We start from the raw sequence: 20363 nt of genomic DNA, 5'->3' as shown, positions 1-20363 counted from the left end.
CGGAACGACGACAACTGCGGGAGCAACGAAGATCGACCCTGTCCCGTCGGATAATTGCAGGTCGCCGTACGCGTACGGCGCGAGGCTTCATTACAGATCTGGCTGCGTACAGCACCGGCTCAATTAGAGCGCATTGAGACAGGCAGCTTTCGGCCAGAAGCTGCCACTCAAAGCGACTCGATAATTCCCACCCGACCGTGCATCATCATGCTCCCCACGATCCCGTCTTGGCAGCGAGGCCGTAGGTGCAGTACCTGCCCGCTCGCAAGAACAAGCCTTTTGAAATGGAAGTCATCTCATGTTCGTACGTAACAAACTGGTTCCGGAGTTAATGGTCACCAACCTGGATAGCAGCCTAGCTTTTTGGGTTTCTCATCTGGGGTTCAAAGTAGCTTATCAACGTCCGGATGATGGATTTGCGTACCTTGATTTGAATGGTGCTCAAGTAATGCTTGAGCAGGTTGATCCAGACGCGGGTCAATGGCTGACTGCGTCGTTGACCAAGCCGTTTGGAAGAGGCATCAACCTACAGATTGATGTAGAGGCTGTCGCACCCATCATCCAGAAACTTGTTCAGGCTGGATGTCCACTCTATCGAGAATGCAAAGACACCTGGTATCGCGCTGACGACATAGAAGTAGGCCAACGCGAGTTCATCGTTCAGGATCCCGACGGTTATCTCGTAAGGTTGGTTGAGCGGTTGGGTGAGCGACCGGCTTGTTCAATGTGAATCTGAGCCAAGCCGACCGTCAGCAATGGGTCGATTGCCGCCTGTGGTGAAGTGCAGCAATCGGCTGATATCGGATGTCCAATTTTGCGGATGATCAGACTGATCATTCTACAGAAAGGCGTCACGTAGATCTTTAATCACACCGCCTACCGTGAGATCTGGAATTTTTGGTGGGGTAGGATTTTCCCCAAACTCTCTCCATATGAACAAGGTCAGCTCTGCGCCGTCAGTTGAAGAGGGGCCATGTTCAGCGTAGGAGAAATTTTCAAGGAGCCGATAACGAGCATCACTCCAGAACATGTCTTCGACCCAGTGGTAGACCGGTATGAAATGGAAGTGAATTGGTAAACCTGGTTCATGACCGAAGCGACCGATATATAGCCGCTTGGGCCGGAGTCGCTGCTCAATTATATTTTGAGTATTGGCGAGCAACCCTTCCAACTCTGTAAGCGCATCTGATGACAGGTCAGTCAACGACGTGGTCTGCATTTTTGTTCCCAGCATCAAGTAGCCGGGAAGCGCTCACGAGGTGATGGTTGATAATCCAATGATCGGTTTGATGAATAATAAAATGCGGCGCAATTTCCATATGCAGTATGTCCTGATGAACTGACGTAGCAGAATAGCAACGTCATTTCGCTATGTCCGCTCCTGGCCGATTGCGGCCGTTCGTGAAACGCATCAATCGGCTACTGGCTGAACATCCCGATGCGAATGCTCACGTGCCTGATTACGCGGCATCGGAGTAAAATTGACTCAACGTAACGGCTCGCCCTTTTTGTGTCGTAGGTGCGTTCAAACCCCATCACCCATTCAGGAAGTTTGGCTCGCATGATCCCCGTTGCACTGCCCTCCGCCGAACTACTGCTTTACCTTGCCTTTTTCTTCGCCACGACGCTTTTCTGGTTCGGGTGGACGATAAGGCTGGTGGTTCGATATATCAAAGGTCGCTGGCGCCGCCCTCTCCTCCTGCCTTACATGCTTGTCACCGCGTGTGCGCTTTTTACCCTGTGGCAGTCCGCGGCTTTTTATGTGCAGATGCGCAGCTATGAACGGGAGAGAGAGGCAAGTTATCGCCCGGAACTAGTAGAGCCGATGCGCCTTGGCCAGATCGACATGCCCAAAGGCACAAAACTCGAATTAGCCGTTGCGGATCATCGGGAATCCTTCAAACGAGCCGTGTTTCCAAGCCCTGTGCGTATGCTCGATATGCCGTCGAAGTAGCCCGCTACATCGCGATTCAAACCAACGAAAAATACGAAACGGTGGGCTTCACGCCAGAGAACATGCGGCTAACCGGCCACGGCACGACGATGCAGATCGGCTGGCGGTGCAATGCGCTGCAACCGGTGGAGTTTGAGCTCAAGCCAGATGGCGGCGTATCGAGGTTCAGCACCTGTACGCTTGCTGATGGCAATGTAGTCGATGGCATCACCTTGCCCGAAGGCACCTCGCTCCGGGCTTCGACCGGCAATGTCTATGCCGATGGGTTTGTAGACTCTGACCGGTGGGTTCTCGATATGCCGGAAGGCGTACCCGTGCGTATCGATAATTTCGAGCTTGCGGATGCCAGTATTGCGCTCGACGCAGAGCGAAGGCTCTATGAAGTCAGAAGTGCGGTGCTTTCGAGCGTTGCCACACTCGCAGGGCGCCGTTATGCGGCGGCAAGCGCTATCCGCTTCAATCCGCTCCATATCCGGGAAGACTATGCGGGTGCCTGGTTGATAACCCCACCGCCGGGCGCCGACGGCTCACAGCCGGTAGCGCCTATGACCATCGTGCAGCGCAGAGACGGAAAGGTGTTGGCCACACTTACTGACTAAACGCGCGATCGATTAACTGAATGGTTGGCCCAGCATGTGCCGGTCCCCTTGCCGGGGGTGCCGAAAGGCAGAGCCCGACAGCAACAGGTGCAAACCACTTGGTTTTTCTTCACTGCGAGTGCTGGTTGGCCCTGAGCAGGTGCGCCAGGTTTCCCGCAGCGCTTTTTACCTGGGCGCGGGTGAGCGCGGCAAAGCCCAAGACAAACGCTGGTCCTGGTTGAAGGTTGTGACAAGAATGGCGAAGCGGTTGCAGCTGCAGCCCGACCTGTTTCGCTGCTTCGACTACCTGGTTTTCGTTTTGGTCTGCAGTCAGCCAGAGAATCAAATGAAAACCCGCGTGTTCACCGCTAAGGGAAACCGGGGACAGGCCACGATTTTGGCTCACCTGTAATCGGACTGTCTCATATCGTGGTCTGTCCCCGTTTCCTCTCCGTCGACGAAAACATCAACTACGCGTACCGGATTGGTATCGCTGACGTAGTCGTCGAGGCTTTCGGGAAGTGAGGTGCCTTGGCCTCGGTGTTCACCTTGGATAAAGCGCTTCATAGCAATCCCCGCGATAAAATCCTCAGTAATCATAGCAAGGGATCACGGAGTCGTTTCTACATACGCCGGGGCAATCGCAGACACCAATGGATGCCTATATATAGACGGTCTGGGGGCAGCGACTCTGATTGCTCAGCCTCAGGCTCCGAGATACCCTTTCTCCTCCTGACAGACAGGCGCGGCCAACAAATCATGTCTACTTGCTATTCCATTCAAATCACGCCAGAAAGACCATTGCCGGCCTTCTATTGCATTGCTGAACATCTATGGGGAACCGGATGTGATGTTGACTCTGACGGTGACTGCGCAGGTTCAGATGATCGCCAATGGACGGAACTGACATTGTCGCTTCGCGGCACATCAGGAGAACGTATCGACATTGACCCGCTCTCGCTCATGCCTCTTACCCTCGTGATCCGTTCATCGCACGCCACCCTCTGCCAAAGAGCGGCCGACTACATCGTATCTGTTTCCGGAGGCACTATCGGCGCAGCTGTTAACGTCAAGACGGTATGAGTGCGCGGACACGAGGCTTATAGATTTCCGGCAGGTGAAGAACCTAAAAGTGAACCCCTTGGCGTTTTTACACACTCTGGGCCGAAAGCTGCCTGTCAACATGAATACCAAAACTTCTCAAGCACAAAAAAGCCACTCATTTCTGAGTGGCTTTTTTGTGAATCTTGGAGCGGGAAACGAGACTCGCATCTGGCGTCCGACCCATTGAAGTCTAAAGGGTTTCTTTTCTTGCGAAAGCAAGAAGAGACTCAATTCTGGACTTGTTCTTTGGGTCTATCAAGAGCAAAAAAGAAATTCCAAGGCAAGCTATCGCGTTCTGGCGCACCGGATTTCGTCCTGCAGTCCATCATCTAAGCTCACTGAAGGCTCTTAATATGGAGAGTCGAATCGACGTCGCAGGTACTCACTCGATTACCGAGCGAAAGCTATGGCTGGTCGGTTATGATGACTGGGCAGGTTCAGCCTCGGCCACCTTGATCGGTGCTACCGGGACAGCAAGAAGTACTGCTCTGGAAATCGAGGCGTTTCTGTCCGGTCACCGACTCGCAGATTTCCGGTACTCCACGCAGGTGCCAGCCCAGCTGAGCTGAAATCTGCTGCGTGGGTTCCATCAGGTGCTTGACGTAGTCCTGCCTCAATTCTTCCCTGAAGCCAAAACAGCGGAATGAAACGCTCATGCCGCCGATCACGTGGCCAAAGCGGTCTCGAATCGGCGCCGCCAGGCAGCTCATGTTGTCTTCGAACTCTTCATGGTCTTCTGCATAGCCTTGTCGGCCATGCGCTCGTGGCCCAGCTCTTCCAGGGCGTGCTTATAGACGAAGCGCAGCAGTGTCGTCTCTTCCGGATCGGCACTGAAGGCGCAAGCGGCCTGGTTGACCGAGTTGTAGCGGGTGTAGTGGTACACCTGCAGCATGAGCTGTTGGTAGAGGGCTGGCGGCGTGTGATTGTCCAGGCTGAACTTCCAGTAGGTGCCCTGCTTGATCTGGGCCCAGCCCGCTTCGACGATAGCGTCGAGTTCCTTGAAGAATGCTTGCATTTCAATAGGTTCCTTTAACATTGTGGTAAACACTTTCGAGTTCCAGGTACACGAGGCTGTAGCGCCGCTCGACCTGTTCCCCGGTCCAGGTAACGTTATCCACCAGCACGCGCCCGCCCAAGCCGACATATAACGCCGCCAGTTGGCCGCGGCACAGGGCCGAGATGAATCGCAGCTGGATGTTGGCTTTCAGCCAGATGGCCGCCTGCAGGAGAAACATGCGCAGGTGCCGCCCGCCGCGGTACCGCTCGTCCAGCACCAAGCGATTGGCATCGAAGGCGTCCGTCGATTGTTCGAAATAGGCGTGCACATTGACTGCCCGCTCGACGAAACTCAGGCCATGGCCCAGCGGGGTGACGCGCAACGTCCCGACCACTTCGTCCTTGTCCAGGTAGACCAGGGGATAGGACAAGGCGTCGCGCACCTGCTCCCTTCGCTCGAAGTCATCCTCCCGTGCCGGGTTGGTCCCCAGATAGCGACTCCTGAGGTGCCGGACGGACTCGAACAGCTCATTTGCGTTGTCGATCACGCGAACAGACAGGCTCATCGGTGACCTCACTGGCCTTGACGCTGATCGACGATGCGCGCTTCTTTCCAGCTGAACCAACTGCCAAGGTTCACATGTTCGGCAAGATCGCCCACCACCATGACCGTGGCATCGACCCCCAGCCGTTCGCGCAGGCGCTCCTTGATCAGCAGCACCAGACGCCCACGATCGCCCTCGAAGAAGCGCGACATTTCCAGCTTGGCGATGACGGTGTCGCGATCATTGGCGCAACTGAGGATGATCTGGTAACCAAGGCATTGTTCGACGCCTTCAAGCAATGCCTGCTCGATCTGCGCAGCCGAGAAGGCGCGACCGTTCAGTTGCACGGCATCCTTCACCCGACCGACAACCTTGACGGTCTGGCGCATCGATTGCGGATAGCCGGGGCGCGACTGGATCGAGACCAGGTCACCCGTGCGGTAGCGGATCAACGGCTTGCTGCCAGGGATCAGCATGGTCACGCACAGCTCACCGTCGCCGGTGCAGCCGAGGCTTCCCCGGACTTGGGATCGAGCACCTCGATGATGTAGTTGAGGCGATGAGGCACCAACTGGTCGTTGGCGTTGCAAGCCGCGATGATCATCGCTTCCTGGGAGCCATACAGGCTGTTGTAGGCCTGCGCGCCCCACAGGCTGTAGAGGTTGTTCTTCAACGCTGGCGTGCACAGCTCGCCGCTCATCATGAACGCGCGCAGGGCGAAGTCCTCGCGTGGGTTCAAGCCCTGCCGCTCGGCTTCCTTGGCCATGGCCAGCAAGAGCCCCGGCGCCGACGCGAGCACGCCGATCTGCAGATCCTTGAGCAGTTGCAGGGCCTTGGGCCAACCGATCACCGGTGAGTGCGGCCAGATCTTGGCATTGCACAGGTCGAGTTGGGTGCAGACATCGCCCAAGGTGTCACCGAAGGAGTGGACCTCGGTGGGTCCCATGATGCCGACTACCGTCTTCTCACCTGGAAAATGCTTTTCGATCACGGCCTGGTAGGCCATGGCCAGTTGGCGATTGCTCGCGTAGCTTTCCTTGCGGTCCCGCGGGCATGGGGTAGCAGGCCCGGTGGTAATTGTAGTCTCGTAGTAGAATATGCTGTCTTCCAGCGGGCCGGACAAAATGTCGAAGCCCGTCTCGCGCAAGTCATCCTTGGTCGTGAATGGCAAGGTGACGAGGTCATCCAAGGTCAGCGAACGTTCGTCGAGCTAGGCAAGGTGCCTTGCATAGAACGGCGAAGAAAGCTTCACGTGGCCGATCACTTCCCCCATCTGTTCCTGATGCCATGCCGCCAGCGCAGTGTCGCTGAGGACGTCGGTCCAATAGGCATGATGAATCGGATCGTACCGCTTCTTGAATGTGTCTAAATACTCTTTCATTTCAGCCGCTCGGGTTTGATGGGTTAGTGGAGCTCAACGGCCGCTACGTTAGTGACAGAAGTTACAAATACCCAGCTGCGCTATCCCGCAGTTGTGTGCGCACGAGTTTCTTGTTAAAAGCACGCGCGATATATGCGCAAGAATAGTTGTTGCGCCTGTCAACACTAAGAAATGAATGAAAGATTAATCCGCCGAGCAGTTGACAGCCCCGGGGCACACTGGTAATTTCGCCGCACTGCCGCTCATTCCCGCAGTACTTAGCCAAGACTGGGATGTCTAAAATGTACTATCACCTTTCTGCTATCAGCTCCTCCCACAGCTATCCCGACAGCTGTACCCGGGCCATTCTGGCCATCTTCAAAAGCAATATCTGGCGTCGCTAACATTCTAGCGAAGACCAGCGTCTGCCTGCTGCCTGCTAGCAACGTCCTGATCTCTCCCCAATGAATTCGAAGGCGCTCGCGCCTTGTGCCCTGCGCATCGCTGACTGCAATCCGTTGTCAGCCTTGTACCGAGCGCGACATGAACAGCGTCCGCCCCGAATATTCAGGATATCCGTCAATACGCATTTAAAGTGCCTGCGCACTTTATATTCCCGTGGCGCTCTCTTAATCGAGTGCCTGAATCGTTGCACCTTAAAAATGGTATTAACCGTGAATACAAATTTAATTGACGTGGATGTTCTTCGTCGCGAAGAACGTCGATCCACGGATCCACTTGGCATATATGCATATGCACTGGCACAACTGGGTCGCGAGTCTGTCTTCATTCTTGAATCACTGTCCGGTCCAAGCCGCGATCGCCGGGCGACGATCCTCGGGCTCGAGCCCCTTTTCGAAGTGTGTATCGATGAGGGCCAGGCACAACTGCGAGGCTGTCCTGCGCTTTGTGAACATTTGTCCGCCAGCCTGCGACAAGGGGGGGTGCAGGTCGATCCCGAGCACAAGATCCATCTACCGGACAGCGAGGCCGCGTGGAACCTGCTCCGGGCTATCCAGGCTACGTTCCTGCTTGCGCCCAATGCCCCTTCCAGCCTGGCGTTCTTCGGCTACTTCTCCTACGACTGCGTTCGCCTGATCGAGCGGCTTCCCGATGTGGCCGAACAAATCTACAGCTACCCGCTCATCGCCCTGTCGGTCTATCAAACACTGGTTTATTTCCACAGCAACGGCATTGTCGAAACCCTGATCAACAACCACCCCCTGTGGGCGCCCCGTACTGTGGAGGATTACCCCTTCCTGACCACAACCCTGGCGTGCGAGGCAGTGGATCTGTCTCCGTATCCAGAGACATTCGACGAAATCCGCACGGTCACTCCGGAGCAGTTCTGCGCACGTGTCGAAGTCGCGATGGAGCACATCCGCGCCGGCGACGTCTACCAGATCCAGCTCGGTCATGAGATTCGGATTCGCTCGCAGGTTGCGCCGTTCGAGGTGTACCAGAACCTGCGCCTGCGCAACCCCTCTCCTTACATGTACCTGGCCCATGTGGGCGGTATCGACCTGATCGGTGCCAGCCCTGAGCTGTTCGTCAGCATCAAGGACGATTTGATAGAGATGCGTCCGATCGCCGGTACTGTCGGCAAGAAGCCCGGCGTCGATCCCACCCAACTGGTCCTGGAGTTGACCCGCTCGGAGAAGGAGCGCGCCGAGCACCTGATGCTCATCGATCTGTGTCGCAATGATATCGGTCGCGTCTGCCAGGCCGGCTCGCTGGAAGTCGACGAATTCATGCTGGTAGAGGAGTACTCGCACCTCTACCACATGGTGTCGAACGTTCGCGGTCTGCTGCGCCCAAGCCTGGATGCCTACGACGTGATCAAGGCCTCATTCCCCGCAGGAACCATGTCCGGCGCGCCCAAGGTCAGGGCAATGGAACTGATCGAGGGAATGGAGAGCAACCGCCGGGGCATCTACGCCGGAGCCCTTGGCCTGGTGGGTTTTGATGGCAGTGTGAATACCGCCCTGTGCATTCGCTCGACCGTCTTCGAAGAGGGGACCTACCACTTGCGTGCATCTGCCGGGGTGGTCGCCGACTCCATTCCCGAGATGGAGTGGAAAGAGACGCTGTACAAGATGGGTTCTGTATACAGGGCAGTGACCGGCAAGGAGATCGCACTATGAAAGTATTCCTGATCGACGCCTACGATAGCTTCGTCTTTATCATCAGCCAGTACCTGGAACAACTGGGGCTGGAAACCCGCGTCGAGCGTCACGACGTGCCAGACCTCCTCCAACGCATCGAGGCTTTTTCGCCGGACTTCTGCGTGCTCGGCCCTGGGCCTGGGCACCCGGTCGACGTTGGCTACATCGAAGTGATCAGGCACTTGCAGGGGCGTTTGCCGCTACTGGGCGTATGCCTGGGTCATCAAGCCATCGGCCTGGCCTTCGGCGCTCAGGTTTGCCGCGCCCCGCACGTGATGCACGGCAAAGTGAGCACGATCGAGAACGATGGCAAGGGCGTCTATGACCACACGCAGGCACGCTCCATACAGGCCACCCGCTACCACTCGTTGATGGTCAGCGACCAGCAGTTACCCGACAGCCTGGAAGTCACCTCGAGATCCACCGATGACGGCTATGTGATGGGTGTGCGTCATCGCCACCTGCCAGTGGAAGGTGTGCAGTTTCACCCTGAGAGCATCCTGACCGAAAACGGCCTGGACCTGTTTCGCAGTTTCATCAAGTGCTACGTGCACCAGTGATCCGCCAGAAGGGGCGCACTCCCCTTCTTTTCCGTACTCCAGCTGTTTCATTCCCGCTATAACAAGAGCGACTCGTTATGGACGAACACAACTCTCCCGTCTGCAGCCGGAACCAGGCCGGGCGTACCGCACCGCTGACCGCTTTCATGAGTCTCGCCAAAGATGCAAACCGTTGCGATTGGGAGCGCCTGCTGAACAAAGTGCTGCGTCAGCTCGGCTTCGGCAGCTACCTCATCAGCCTGGGACCGGCAGCACCGAGGGATACCGACCCTCTCGCCGGCCTCTCCAACAGCGCACGACAGCGCACTAGCTGGATGATAGGACAAATTATGCGCGCATGTGCTCCATATGCCTACTTGAGCCCAGCGGCGTATTTCTGAATCTTGTTTTAGCCCCGCGGCACCGAGCGTCTTGTATTCATCAATCCATGCTCCAAACGATGACACATCTGCACCGTATCGATGCGTGTCCTCTGTGGCACGCGCTTCGCCCACAATAGTTTCTGAGAGTAAAGAGCGTCGGCTTCTCCGTGTATGTCCAGTCATGACGTGATGGTCTGGCCCAGTTTCTGGCGGCTGATCAATATTCGCAGGCACCGTTTTCCCCGATGCTGGAGGGTAGACGAGTTCGCCGGCCCGTTGTTCTTTGGCCCCCAAAACAAACCAGCTGCTAGCTACGTTAAGAATAGTGCAAAGATAGACACATATCTAATAGCAAATATGAACACTACGAAGGTCTCTCTCTGACTACCCTCTCAGATTCCCATAAATCAACCCATTCAACGAAAAAATCTGCCTTCAAGGGCTTAGAAAAATAATACCCTTGAGCCTCGTCACACTTCAGTACGCTGAGGCAGTTCAGCTGCGCCACCGTTTCAACACCCTCTGCAATAACCCGTAGCGATAAATTCTTGGCCAAGCTTATAATTGCATTCACCAGCCTAGTGTCGTTACTGACTTCAGCTTCTAAACTCAATTCTGAAACAAAAGATCGATCAATTTTTAGGACATCGATGGGAAACTTTTGTAAATAACTTAGACTAGAAAAGCCCGTCCCAAAATCGTCGATCGCCAAACGCACCCCTAAATCCTTTATCGCCTCCAGAGTACTCATGGTGGCCTCAACATTCTGCATTAGTACGCTTTCGGTGATTTCTATCTCCAGCTGTTTTGGTTCAGTTCCTGTTTCATCCAAGACACGCTTCAGGCCGTCGACGAACCCATGCTGCCGAAGATCTAATGGCGAAATATTTACCGACATCATAATCGGCTGCCGCCCTTCAGTTTGCCATAAACGAATCTGCCGGCATGCCTCCCGGATCACCCAGAGGCTCAGTGGGTGTATCAGTCCAGTTTCTTCAGCTATTGCGATAAAATCAGCAGGGTAAACAATACCTCTGTCCGGATGCATCCATCGCACCAGCGCCTCGGCGCCGACCACTTTTCCATTGGCCAGCTCAAGCTTAGGTTGGTAATGCAACACAAACTCATTACGTTGCAAAGCAAGGCGCAGACCGGACTCAATGGCCTGACGGTGTCGAGCCTGCCTATTAATATCTTCGGTATAGAACCGATAATCATTTGGACCGGCCTCTTTGGCACTACGCATTGCCGTTTCGGCTCGCTTGACCAGCTCCACCGCTTCAATGCCGTCCGTCGGATATAGACAGATTCCCAAACTCGCGGTAACGCTTAACTGGTGATTTTCAATTGCATGCGGTGTACTAACAGCCGTCAGCAATTTCATTGCCACGCCTTTGGCTTGCTGCGGCTCTCCCACATCAATCAACAAAACAACGAACTCGTCAGCCCCATATCGAAATACAGAATCGGACGCACGTACTGCATTAGCTAGCGAACTGCTGATTCGCTTAAGAAGTTCATCTCCGACTGCATGTCCGAACGCGTTATTAATCCGCTTGAACCGATCGAGACCAAGAAAAATTACCGCTAAGCGCCGCTTATAACGGTGGCATTGAGCGAGGGCTTGGGTAAGACGATCATTGAGTAATGTGCCGTTAGGTAACTGGGTAAGCGGGTCATAATGCAGCAATCGCGATATCTTAACCAATTCTTGGATTCGCTTCTCAATGGTCTGTTCAAGAAGGCGCACTTTCTTTTCACTGTTCTGCGCCAACTGCCATTTACGAGTCATAGCGTTAATTATCAGTCGAAGCTCTAGACTGACCAATGGCTTGTCTAAAATTACTAGCTGTTCTCCTAGCTCGACCCGCTCAGCCATGTCTCGCCAAAAATGAGTTAAATGCTCGGTAGAGAGCACAATGAACACATTAGGGTCCGCTTTCCACAGGCCCTGCAATACATCAAAACCCTCGCTTTCGGGGAACATACGAACGCTGCTGATGACAAGCGCGTAGGGATCACTTCCGTCCCGGGCCTTCCTGAGCATCTCGACGGCCTGTTTACGATCGTATGCTGACTCAACGAGGTACTGACTTCGCGGATCAACCGCACCGGCCGCACGCCCGCTATTAGAGCCTTTCAACCCGTCCCCTTCGCTGGAGCCTAGAATCAATCGCAAAGCTCGATGGTTCGCGGGCTCGTCTTCGACCAGCAAGATTCGCCTATTGATGTCTTTTTGCATGCTCGTTGTGACCTCCATGATCATTGCTTCGATTAGGTGTTCCCAACCTCTGAGCCTCGATAGCACAACGTAAACTGATGCGGTGATAAAAACCATCTTCTACCACCGCAAAGCTACGGGTTAACTGCAACCGAAGAACGGGCGGAACCTGAATGAGTTCAGCTCACCATCGAATGACGAATGTCCAAGGCTATATGTTAGCCGTCTCGTTAATAAAGCGATGCCTCGTTAATGCTGCAGAGCCACATCTACCCTTACCAAACTGCATTCCATCTTTACGCATTCTCAACATTTCAACCAATTGTAGATCGTTCCCCTCTGCGACGCCTGATGAACCAAGCCCGCATCATAATGTGGTGGAAGCTCTGAGAATTTCGATCGTGTCCCAGGAAGTGGTGTAACCGAACCAACCGAAGGCGCCCTGTGGGCGAAAGAGGATGGTCATCGTGGTTCTTGGCTAATGTTGAGTTTGCGAAGACCAAACACTCACCAGAGAACCCACGATGACCAAGCCCACTATCGCATTGACCGAGTTGGTTGAGAAAGGGGCAGATGCTGATCTGCTCAAGCAAATGATCCAGTTCGTTGCCCAGCGCATGATGGAGTTCGATATCGAAGGCCTGTGCGGCGCCGTCTTCGATGTCAAAAGCCCAGACCGGACCAACAGCCGCAACGGCTACCGTGATCGCCTCTGGCAAACCCGTGCCGGTGACGTTGACCTGAAGATCCCCAAGCTGCGCCAGGACAGCTACTTTCCCGGCTTCCTTGAGCCTCGACGCACCGCTGAGAAGGCCATGGCGGCGGTCATTCAGGACGCCTACATCCAGGGCGTTTCAAAGCGCTCGGTGGACGAGTTGGTCAACACCATGGGCATGACTGGGATTTCCAAGAGCCAGGTTTCACGGCTGGCAGGTGAGATCGATGAGCGCGTTCACGCTGTCCTTGATCGTCCGCTTGAAGGTGACTGGTCCTATCTCTGGATCGATGCCACCTACGTCAGGGTGCGGGAGGCCGGGCGCATCGTCTCGGTTGCCGTAATAATCGCCGTGGCCGTGAACACAGATGGTGTTCGTGGAGTCTTGGGCATGCGCGTTGGCCCCTCCGAAGCTGAACCGTTCTGGACGGACTTTCTGCGCAGTCTCATGCGGCGCGGGTTGCGCGGCGTGAAGCTGGTCATCTCCGATGCCCACGAAGGCCTGAAGGCAGCTGTTTCCAAGGTCTTCCATGCGACCTGGCAGCGCTGCTGCGCACGGTCTTCGCTCAGGACAGCCGTGCCGAGTGCCATCAGCAATGGCGTTTGGTCGCTGATCAGCTACGCGAGAAATACCCCAAGATCGCGGCCCTTATGGATAGCTGCGAGGATGAAGTGCTGGCGCACATGGCGTTTCCCAAGGCGCACCGGCAGCAGTTGCACAGCACCAACCCGCTTGATAGGCTCAACGCCGAGATCAAACGCCGCACCGATGTCGTGGGGATTTTTCCAAACGATCCGGCCATAACGCGGCTGGTGGGGGCGATGCTGCTGGAGCAGAACGACGCGTGGTGCCTGCAACGACGCTACATGCAGTTGGAAGCCTTCGAGGCGGTCAGCGATAATCCACAGGCCAAGCTGTCGGCGGTGACCAACTAAACGGCAAGCTCAATGGCTAGAACCATGATGAGTTACACCACTTCCCGGGACACGATCAGAATTTCGCTAGCGACGGTCGGCTATCCTGTAAACCTCCCTCCACACCGAACGACGAAGACAGCGTAGTCTCAGACGGCGTCTGAAGCCCCAAAACCAAAACCCGCAACTAATTCATTTTCCAGTTATCAGGCGGCGGATTAGAAACGTTAAAGCACCGCCGTTTGGCCAGCGATTAACTGCATGGGGCGAAAGCGTATTTAATCCGATGATTAAGCTCATCCACCAGAACCGTCTGCCTGTCTTCAGCCTGCCTTCGCTCGGTAGAGGCAACAAGCATTTTGATCGTGCCGCCCACCTCTCCATTGGCGTTATGGAGAGGTGTCGGATACGGAATGAATGGAACGCGCAAACCATCGGGTCGTTCCGCAACTGCTTCGTATCCGTCCGGTGAAGTCATCTATTCAGCTCAGCAAAGCTCAGGCATGCCTGCACGTGAATTTTCGGGGGACTCCCTTGTCCTAGCGTCAGCCGCGTGGATCTACCCGCACATTACCCGTACCGGAGGAATTTCTATGAAGCTAGTTGAGATCAGTACGTTTATTACTCGGTGGCCGTTGCTAGGCTTGATGCCTCCAACCGCTTGGCTTGTTTCTCAAGACTGCGAAAACCAAATTTTGGCCTTGCTGGCAGGTCTTGGTGCGGGTTATCGGCGCCATGGAGACTGTGCCATCCACGAAAGCGCCGTTGTGGAGCAAGGGGCTGTGCTGAAAGGCCCGATTATCATCGGCGAAGGATCATTTGTGGCGGCGGGAGCTTACCTACGTGGAGGCGTTTACCTCGGCAGCAATTGCATCGTTGGCCCAAGCTGCGAGATGAAAACCAGCTTCATGCTCGGTGGTAGCAAGCTGGCACACTTCAACTTTGTAGGCGACTCGTTGATCGGCGAGGGCGTGAATTTTGAAGCAGGTGCAATAATTGCCAATTACCGTAATGAGCTGAATGGTGCAGATATCAAAATCCGCCATGGTGACAATGTAATCGTGACGGGAGTAAAAAAATTCGGTGCCTTAGTCGGTGACGGCTGCCAAATTGGAGCAAACGCAGTCATTGCTCCCGGCGCTCTACTACGGCCAAACACCCACGTTCCACGTCTGGGGTTGATTGACCAGTTCGCCTACGATTAAGTGGCGCCAATTTTGAAGCTGGTCACGCTCAGCATCGTAAATGCGGCTTAGCTATAAGCTCTCGCGAAAGCCATCGTATGGAAGCTTAATTATTTTGGACGTAAGCGTCCTGGGAAGTCACATTGCGATGGCCTAGGTGCAACCCTTTTTAAGGGTGAGGTCACTGCCTCGTCCATACCATAGCCTGAACAGTAATATGCGGATGACTTTCCAATGGCTCCCATTCATCCAGGAAGACAAACCCCTGATTCAAATAGAAGCTGAGGCTCTAACGTTTTCAGGAGAGACATCCAGAAAAACGCCGTCAAAACCTCTCTCAGTGGATCGAGCCTTTACGATATCCATCAGTTCATTTGCGATGCCAGACCCCGAGCTGCGTGTTCAACCCACATCCCAATCAAATTGAAGCGCTCTGACTCACTGACTGCGGCACAGACCATCCCGACGGGCCTGCCTTCCTCGAACGCCAGCCAGAACTCGGTTCCCGTAGATGAGGCTCTTTGTTGCCACTGGTCGCAGTCATAGTCAGCAGCAGTCTGTAACTGACGCCAAAGGCTGTTGGCGTATCCGGAAGCGCGGCAAGCCTGACGCGCTTGAGTAGCATCCAGTCGTTCTCGCTTGTTGCTCGAATTCGCATATCTGTCCTTAGTATCGTTTGTCCGGGAGGTACGGGAAATAAGCCTCGCGCAGATCAGCCACCTATCAAATGATGCGGCAGCAGTTGTTCGATCTGACTTGCCTTTTGCGTTAGCAGCCGCGTCAGTACATCCTTGAGATAGGCATACGGATCATGCCCATTCATGCGCGCCGACTGGATCAGACTCATGATCGCGGCCGCCCGTTTGCCACTGCGAAGCGATCCGGCAAAAAACCAATTTGAGCGCCAAAGTGCCCATGGTCTGATCTGGCTCTCCAATTGGTTATTGTCGATGGGTACAGCACCATCGTCCGGGTAGCGCGTCAGCGCTACCCATCGTCTAAAGCTGTAATCCAGGGCTCTGGCTGTTGCCGATCCGTTGGGCACCAGATCACGCTGGGCTGCAGCGTTTTGATGATCGGGGCTGCCTTTTCCTGGCGTATTCGCCAAAGATCCTCATCGCTCATGTCCCGAGCCTGGCGTTCAACTTCGTACAAGCCGCCAATCGAGTACAGCGCTTGTTCAGCCATCTGGCTTTTGTTCGCCACGTGCAGATCGAAAAACTTGCGATGGGCGTGGGCCATGCAGCCAATTTCGGTGATGCCTTTCTCGAAACCAGCTTTTTAGCCAGCGAAATCGTCGAATACCAGCTTGTCGTTCCACCGCCCAAGGAAGTTGTGCGCATGCTCACCTGCACGACTTGGACTGAAGGCATAAACCACAGCCTTGAGCGCCGAAAACGGCGTGGTACTGTAGGCCCAGACGTAAGCGCGGTGAGTTTTCTTCTCGCCTGGCGCTAGCATCTGAACCGGAGTCTCATCGGCGTGGATCACGCCTTGGGCCAACACTTGTTCACGCAGCGCATCGACCAGAGGCTGGAGTTGTACGCTGGTCTGTCCGACCCATTGCGCCAGCATCGAGCGAGCAATCGCCAGCCCGGCCCGAGCAAAAATCTTCACCTGCCGGTACAGCGGTATACGGTCGGCGAGCTTCGCCACCATCACATGGGCCAACAGGCCTGCGGTCGGGATGCCCTTGTCGATCACTTGGGCCGGCACCGGCGCCTGGATCAGTGTTTCGCACTGGCGGCAGGCCCATTTTCCACGCAAATGCTGCTCGACGGTGAACACGCCGGGTGTGTAATCGAGCTTCTCGCTGACGTCTTCGCCAATGCGCTGAAGTTGGCAGCCGCAGACGCACTGGATGTTTTCTGGCTCGTGACGGATCACTGTACGTGGGAACTGCGGTGGCAGCGGCGCACGCTTGGGTTTCTGACGTAGCTTGTCCGGTGCAGGTGGCGGATTGACCGCCTTTAACCCGGCCTCGATGGCCGCGATATCAGTGTCGAGCAGATCGTCGAGCAAGCTACCTTGGTCAGGGCTTAGCTGTTCGCTGCGCTTGGCGAACTTGTGTCGCTTGAGGATGGCGAGTCATGAGCGAGTTGCTCGTTGACCGTTTCAAGGCGGTGGATTTTCTGGCTCATCGAGTCGACCTGGGACAGCAACTGTAAGGCCTGTTCGGCAAAGGCACGTAGCTGTTCCGGTGTCATTTGATCAAGATTGGGCGAGGAAGTTATGCCGCTGATTGTGCCAGAGCCGGAAGTCAGCAGCGATCAACCGATGGGCTAATGGCAGGCGTGACAGCACTGTGATCAAGCCGCCAGCACCGACCCGTTGCCATGGCAAGCCCAGTACCAAAGCATGAGGTACACGCGTCTCCCTGGCCCTGCTGGCCCGTTGTTTGACCCTGACGCCGATTTCCCGGTAGACCCCACTGGCCGTCGCCACCGCCCAGACCGAGCGCCACGGCAACGACGTCAAGCCCGCTTCGGCGTCCTATCGAAAGGCTCCGCCAGGAACACCAGGCGCCGTGCCAGTTCGGCCAGGGCGTCTCGGTATTGGATCTGCGCCAGGTGCTGCTCTGGAATCGAGTACTCCTGCAGCCATTCCCGCGGCAGGTAACACCGGCCCACGCCGGCGTCCTCGATGATGTCCTGGGCAATATCGGTCAATTGGAATCCCATGCCCAGATCGCACGCGCGGTCCAGGGTGCGTTCGTCACGCACGCCCATGACTTGCGCCATCATCAAGCCGACGACGCCGGCGACGTGATAGCAATAGTCCAACGTATCCTTGATACGCAGGTAGTGACGCTGCTGGGCATCCATCGCGAACCCGGACAGGTGCTCCAGCGCGTAGGTTTGCTGAATGCGATGGCGACTCACCACTTCGCGAAACGCCGCCAACGCCTCGCTATCGACGGGTAGCCCGGCGTAGACGGCCTGCGTCTGGGCAACCAGCGCCGCGAGCCGTTGATTGACCTCATCCTGCCCGACGGCGGTAGCCGAGTGGCCCGCGTGCTGCCCATCGATCACGTCGTCGCAATGTCGACACCAGGCATAGAGCATCACGGCGCTGCGGCGCGTGGCTGAATCGAAAAGCCGCGACGCCGCGGCAAAGCTCTTCGAGCCGACGGCAATGCTGCGAGTCGCATAGTCGAGAACGGCAGCTTATAGACGAAAAGATAACCCTGCCCTTGAGCCACTCGGGCATCCATGATGATCGGTGCCTCGAAGCCATGGGGCGCCTGCAGCTGCAGCAACTGCCCGAGAATCGCCCGGCGCTCGAGCATCATCCGATCGCTGTTCCGCACGCCACGACCGTCGATGACCGCCCGCGCCTGAAAATGCTCGCCATTGGCCAGCGACACCGAATCCGGTTTCACCTGCGTAAGGCGCTGGCCGGTGCGCAGGTGGTCACCGAGCGCGGTGGCGATGACCACGATCGATTAGCTCGGACCCCAAGGCCTGAAACGCATGGAAATGACTTTGAAACGCCGGCGCGACGATTCCGAAATGGCTCATGGGCGGACGGGCAATGAGGGAGTTGCGAGTAGCTGGCGCGCCTGTCGCAATGCCGCCAGACTGGCCGAGCCGGTGCAGAAGCAGGCAATGCGCATCTGCCTGATGACGATATCGAAATGCTCGATGACCGCCGCCGTTGACAGGGTGGCCTCACGCAACACCCCCGCCGCCTGGCCAATCACGTCGGCGCCCAGGCAGATGGCCTTGGCGGCGTCGACGCCGTTGCGAATGCCTCCATAGGCAATCAAGGGCATGTCAGGCAGTGCGCGTCGAATATTTTGCAGGCTGATGGCGGTCGGGATGCCCCACCCACTGAACGCTTCGGCCACCCGTTGATCCGCCGGCCGCACCGCGCGGGCAGCTTCGACCGCCGCCCAGCTCGTACCGCCCAGTCCCGCCACATCGATCACCTGCACGCCGGCGGCGGCCAATGCCAGCGCGACCCGCGCCGATATGCCGGCGCCGACTTCCTTGACGACAACGGGCACGCCGACGGTCTCGACAGTACGGCGGATAGCCTCCAGGACCCCACACCAATCGCGGTCGCCTTCGGCCTGAATGGCTTCTTGCAGCGGGTTCAAATGAAGGATCAAGGCGTCCGCCTGCAGCGTATCCGCAGAGCGGCGCGCCAGGTCGAGACCGTCCCGCTCCAGCAGCTGCGCAGCGCCGATGTTGCCCAACAACGCAATGTCCGGCGCGAGTCGGCGCAGTTCGCGGGTCAGGCCTTGATCGTTTCCGCTGCGCAGCCCCACCCGTTGCGAGCCACACCATGGCGATGCCAAGCGCCTGAGCCGCCTCGGCCAGATGGCGATTGATTGCAACGGAACGGTCTCAACTCAGGCAACGCGCAATGCTCGAACTGCAAGGCCTCGAAGCCCGTGCCAGCGCCGCTCAGGCCAGCGCTGCCGCCCAGCGCGATATCCAGGTGATCGTCCTTGCGTCTACTCAGATCGTTATCACTCATCACAAGCCCCAAAACGCTTGAGTCATTTTGTTCTTGACGTTGTCGTTGATTGAGCAAACTTCTTGACCAGTGATGGCCGCAAGTTTGTACAAAGCTGACGCAGACTGAGGCAGCTATGGAGCAGAGTCGTTCCCAAACTTTTAGCGTGACAGATCTAGCAATTGCCCAGCCCCTATTCGCTACAGCGGAGGTATATTCACCGATGACCATGGACTCCGGCGCCATCGTCAATGTCGGCTTCACCGAACGCCTTCCCCAGGTACGCGCGTCCATCGAGAAGCGTCTTGATGAGTTACTTTTTGAAAGTCCCAACGAGCGCGACCTGGTCGCGCTCGCCATGCGTGAATCCACCTTAGCCCCCGGCAAGCGCCTGCGCCCCATTCTGCTGATCCTCATTGCCGAGGGGCTCGGGCATGAAGGGACCTGCGCCCTGGACCTGGGTTGCGCTGTCGAGCTAATACACGCCGCGTCGTTGGTGCTCGACGACATGCCGTGCATGGATAATGCTTCACTCAGGCGCGGTCGGCCAACCGTGCATTTGAAATTCGGGGAGGATGTGGCGATTCTAACCGCGGTCGCGCTGTTGAGCCGCGCGTTCGGTGTGATAGCTTCGATCCGCGAATTGTCGCCCGCGATCAGAACCCAGCTCGTCGAATTGGCGGCCAACGCCGTGGGCGTGCAGGGGTTGGTGCGTGGTCAGTTGCAAGATCTGCGCGACGGCCAGCAACCGCGAAGCCCTGAACAGATCGCGCTGACCAACAATCTCAAGACCGGCGTTTTATTTGGCGCCATCGTGGACATGGCCTGGCTGATCAGCAATAGCGAAGAACGCGTACGATCGATCTTGCAGCGCTTCGCGATAGAGTTGGGCCAGGCTTTCCAGCTGTATGACGATCTCTGTGATAGCTGCCCGGACAGTGGCAAGGATCAGGGCAAAGATTTAGGCAAATCCACCTTCGTTTCAACCTATGGCGTGGAAAAGGTCAGGCAGCAACTCTTCACACACATTTCCAACGCCGAGCGAAACCTGCGTCAGGTATTCAATGATGCCGACATGATTGCCGGCTTTATGGCGATGGTCTTCAAAAAGGCGACGATCCCCGCTTGATCAGGGCTGTGGTCGCCCGCGATGGCCTGCTTGAGCACCAAGCTCTCGGTGAACCGCTGCTCATGCACAACGGCCGCCCTTGAGTGTCAACCATTGAACCGAGTCGCGGTC

The 20363-nt window shown here is 56.3% G+C and carries 14 protein-coding genes and 9 pseudogenes; 10 read left to right on the top strand and 13 right to left on the bottom strand.

Annotation, left to right across the window (positions count from 1 at the left end; translation table 11 throughout):
• Positions 1 to 298: 298 nt before the first annotated feature.
• Entirely contained in the window at positions 299 to 730 is a 432-nt protein-coding gene (locus J3P90_RS11105) for a bleomycin resistance protein (RefSeq protein WP_434676349.1), read from the top strand.
• A 108-nt stretch (positions 731 to 838) separates the two neighbouring features.
• Here the strand turns inward: J3P90_RS11105 and J3P90_RS11100 are convergent.
• Positions 839 to 1319: pseudogene (locus tag J3P90_RS11100) on the bottom strand (HIT family protein).
• A gap of 242 nt (positions 1320 to 1561) precedes the next feature.
• Between J3P90_RS11100 and J3P90_RS11095 the strand changes: the two are divergent.
• Positions 1562 to 1954, top strand: coding sequence for a hypothetical protein (locus J3P90_RS11095; RefSeq protein ID WP_434676348.1), 393 nt, complete (start codon positions 1562 to 1564; stop codon positions 1952 to 1954).
• Between the two features lie 89 nt (positions 1955 to 2043).
• Positions 2044 to 2553: a hypothetical protein gene (locus J3P90_RS11090; RefSeq protein ID WP_434676347.1), complete on the top strand. Its 510-nt coding sequence runs from the start codon at positions 2044 to 2046 to the stop codon at positions 2551 to 2553.
• A 417-nt stretch (positions 2554 to 2970) separates the two neighbouring features.
• Here J3P90_RS11090 and J3P90_RS11085 read toward each other — a convergent pair.
• The 6 genes and pseudogenes from J3P90_RS11085 to J3P90_RS11060 all read right to left on the bottom strand — a co-directional run.
• A pseudogene (locus J3P90_RS11085) lies at positions 2971 to 3099 on the bottom strand (hypothetical protein); the annotation flags it as partial.
• A 974-nt stretch (positions 3100 to 4073) separates the two neighbouring features.
• A complete protein-coding gene (locus J3P90_RS11080; protein WP_434606232.1) occupies positions 4074 to 4346 on the bottom strand; it encodes an IclR family transcriptional regulator domain-containing protein in 273 nt (90 codons plus the stop codon).
• A gap of 44 nt (positions 4347 to 4390) precedes the next feature.
• Positions 4391 to 4651: pseudogene (locus tag J3P90_RS11075) on the bottom strand (iron-containing redox enzyme family protein); the annotation flags it as partial.
• Between the two features lies 1 nt (position 4652).
• Complete coding sequence (locus J3P90_RS11070; protein WP_434676346.1) at positions 4653 to 5198, bottom strand: acetyltransferase; 546 nt, start codon at positions 5196 to 5198, stop codon at positions 4653 to 4655.
• Positions 5199 to 5206: 8 nt separating this feature from the next.
• Positions 5207 to 6303, bottom strand: a pseudogene (locus tag J3P90_RS11065) (phenylacetate--CoA ligase family protein).
• A gap of 84 nt (positions 6304 to 6387) precedes the next feature.
• The gene (locus tag J3P90_RS11060) at positions 6388 to 6558 is read right to left on the bottom strand and encodes a hypothetical protein (RefSeq protein WP_434606237.1); all 171 of its coding nucleotides are present in this window, start codon (positions 6556 to 6558) and stop codon (positions 6388 to 6390) included.
• Positions 6559 to 7211: 653 nt separating this feature from the next.
• Between J3P90_RS11060 and J3P90_RS11055 the strand changes: the two genes are divergently transcribed.
• The 3 genes from J3P90_RS11055 (at position 7212) to J3P90_RS11045 (ending at position 9642) form a co-directional block, all read left to right on the top strand.
• Positions 7212 to 8681: an anthranilate synthase component I family protein gene (locus J3P90_RS11055; RefSeq protein WP_434676345.1), complete on the top strand. Its 1470-nt coding sequence runs from the start codon at positions 7212 to 7214 to the stop codon at positions 8679 to 8681.
• Positions 8678 to 9262, top strand: coding sequence for an anthranilate synthase component II (locus J3P90_RS11050; protein WP_434676344.1), 585 nt, complete (start codon positions 8678 to 8680; stop codon positions 9260 to 9262). The genes J3P90_RS11055 and J3P90_RS11050 overlap by 4 nt, the downstream gene beginning before the upstream one ends.
• 77 nt (positions 9263 to 9339) lie before the next feature.
• Positions 9340 to 9642 (top strand): hypothetical protein, encoded by a 303-nt coding sequence (locus J3P90_RS11045; protein WP_434627466.1) that lies wholly within the window; start codon positions 9340 to 9342, stop codon positions 9640 to 9642.
• Between the two features lie 346 nt (positions 9643 to 9988).
• Here J3P90_RS11045 and J3P90_RS11040 read toward each other — a convergent pair whose 3' ends face one another.
• Positions 9989 to 11866 (bottom strand): putative bifunctional diguanylate cyclase/phosphodiesterase, encoded by a 1878-nt coding sequence (locus tag J3P90_RS11040; protein ID WP_434627469.1) that lies wholly within the window; start codon positions 11864 to 11866, stop codon positions 9989 to 9991.
• A gap of 503 nt (positions 11867 to 12369) precedes the next feature.
• Between J3P90_RS11040 and J3P90_RS11035 the strand changes: the two are divergent.
• Positions 12370 to 13496, top strand: a pseudogene (locus J3P90_RS11035) (IS256 family transposase).
• 572 nt (positions 13497 to 14068) lie between these two features.
• Positions 14069 to 14680 carry a transferase gene (locus J3P90_RS11030; RefSeq protein WP_434627472.1) on the top strand — a complete coding sequence of 204 codons (612 nt, stop codon included), beginning with the start codon at positions 14069 to 14071 and terminating at the stop codon, positions 14678 to 14680.
• A gap of 160 nt (positions 14681 to 14840) precedes the next feature.
• On the opposite strand, the pseudogene J3P90_RS11025 reads toward J3P90_RS11030, so the two are convergent.
• The 5 genes and pseudogenes from J3P90_RS11025 to fni form a co-directional block, all read right to left on the bottom strand.
• Positions 14841 to 15317, bottom strand: a pseudogene (locus J3P90_RS11025) (GNAT family N-acetyltransferase).
• Between the two features lie 54 nt (positions 15318 to 15371).
• Positions 15372 to 16893 (bottom strand): annotated as a pseudogene (gene tnpC, locus J3P90_RS11020) (IS66 family transposase).
• Positions 16871 to 17796 (bottom strand): annotated as a pseudogene (locus J3P90_RS11015) (phytoene/squalene synthase family protein). Before J3P90_RS11015 ends, tnpC begins: the two co-directional pseudogenes overlap by 23 nt.
• The gene (locus tag J3P90_RS11010) at positions 17724 to 18098 is read right to left on the bottom strand and encodes a lycopene cyclase family protein (RefSeq protein WP_434676343.1); all 375 of its coding nucleotides are present in this window, start codon (positions 18096 to 18098) and stop codon (positions 17724 to 17726) included. The pseudogene J3P90_RS11015 and the gene J3P90_RS11010 overlap by 73 nt, the downstream one beginning before the upstream one ends.
• Before the next feature lie 78 nt (positions 18099 to 18176).
• Positions 18177 to 19093: pseudogene (gene fni / locus J3P90_RS11005) on the bottom strand (type 2 isopentenyl-diphosphate Delta-isomerase).
• On the opposite strand from fni, the gene J3P90_RS11000 reads away from it, so the two are divergent.
• Together J3P90_RS11000 and J3P90_RS10995 are read left to right on the top strand one after the other, a co-directional pair.
• Positions 19031 to 19165, top strand: a complete 135-nt coding sequence (locus J3P90_RS11000; RefSeq protein ID WP_434611700.1) for a hypothetical protein — start codon at positions 19031 to 19033, stop codon at positions 19163 to 19165. The pseudogene fni and the gene J3P90_RS11000 sit on opposite strands and share 63 nt — an antisense overlap.
• 181 nt (positions 19166 to 19346) lie before the next feature.
• Entirely contained in the window at positions 19347 to 20252 is a 906-nt protein-coding gene (locus J3P90_RS10995; RefSeq protein WP_434676342.1) for a polyprenyl synthetase family protein, read from the top strand.
• Positions 20253 to 20363 lie beyond the last annotated feature (111 nt).

The sequence above is a fragment of the Pseudomonas sp. D3-10 genome (genome assembly GCF_051132175.1).
Classification (GTDB): Bacteria; Pseudomonadota; Gammaproteobacteria; order Pseudomonadales; family Pseudomonadaceae; genus Aquipseudomonas.
Note: the sequence above shows the minus strand (reverse complement) of the source record. Positions and strands in the feature narration are given on the sequence as shown.

What these genes read in the sequence shown, in the direction of transcription:
- J3P90_RS11105 (WP_434676349.1), top strand. Translation starts at nt 299, where the DNA reads ATGTTCGTACGTAACAAACTGGTTCCGGAGTTAATGGTCACCAACCTG.
- J3P90_RS11095 (WP_434676348.1), top strand. Translation starts at nt 1,562, where the DNA reads ATGATCCCCGTTGCACTGCCCTCCGCCGAACTACTGCTTTACCTTGCC.
- J3P90_RS11090 (WP_434676347.1), top strand. Translation starts at nt 2,044, where the DNA reads ATGCAGATCGGCTGGCGGTGCAATGCGCTGCAACCGGTGGAGTTTGAG.
- J3P90_RS11080 (WP_434606232.1), bottom strand. Translation starts at nt 4,346, where the DNA reads ATGAGCTGCCTGGCGGCGCCGATTCGAGACCGCTTTGGCCACGTGATC.
- J3P90_RS11070 (WP_434676346.1), bottom strand. Translation starts at nt 5,198, where the DNA reads ATGAGCCTGTCTGTTCGCGTGATCGACAACGCAAATGAGCTGTTCGAG.
- J3P90_RS11060 (WP_434606237.1), bottom strand. Translation starts at nt 6,558, where the DNA reads ATGAAAGAGTATTTAGACACATTCAAGAAGCGGTACGATCCGATTCAT.
- J3P90_RS11050 (WP_434676344.1), top strand. Translation starts at nt 8,678, where the DNA reads ATGAAAGTATTCCTGATCGACGCCTACGATAGCTTCGTCTTTATCATC.
- J3P90_RS11045 (WP_434627466.1), top strand. Translation starts at nt 9,340, where the DNA reads ATGGACGAACACAACTCTCCCGTCTGCAGCCGGAACCAGGCCGGGCGT.
- J3P90_RS11040 (WP_434627469.1), bottom strand. Translation starts at nt 11,866, where the DNA reads ATGCAAAAAGACATCAATAGGCGAATCTTGCTGGTCGAAGACGAGCCC.
- J3P90_RS11030 (WP_434627472.1), top strand. Translation starts at nt 14,069, where the DNA reads ATGAAGCTAGTTGAGATCAGTACGTTTATTACTCGGTGGCCGTTGCTA.
- J3P90_RS11000 (WP_434611700.1), top strand. Translation starts at nt 19,031, where the DNA reads ATGCTCGAACTGCAAGGCCTCGAAGCCCGTGCCAGCGCCGCTCAGGCC.
- J3P90_RS10995 (WP_434676342.1), top strand. Translation starts at nt 19,347, where the DNA reads ATGACCATGGACTCCGGCGCCATCGTCAATGTCGGCTTCACCGAACGC.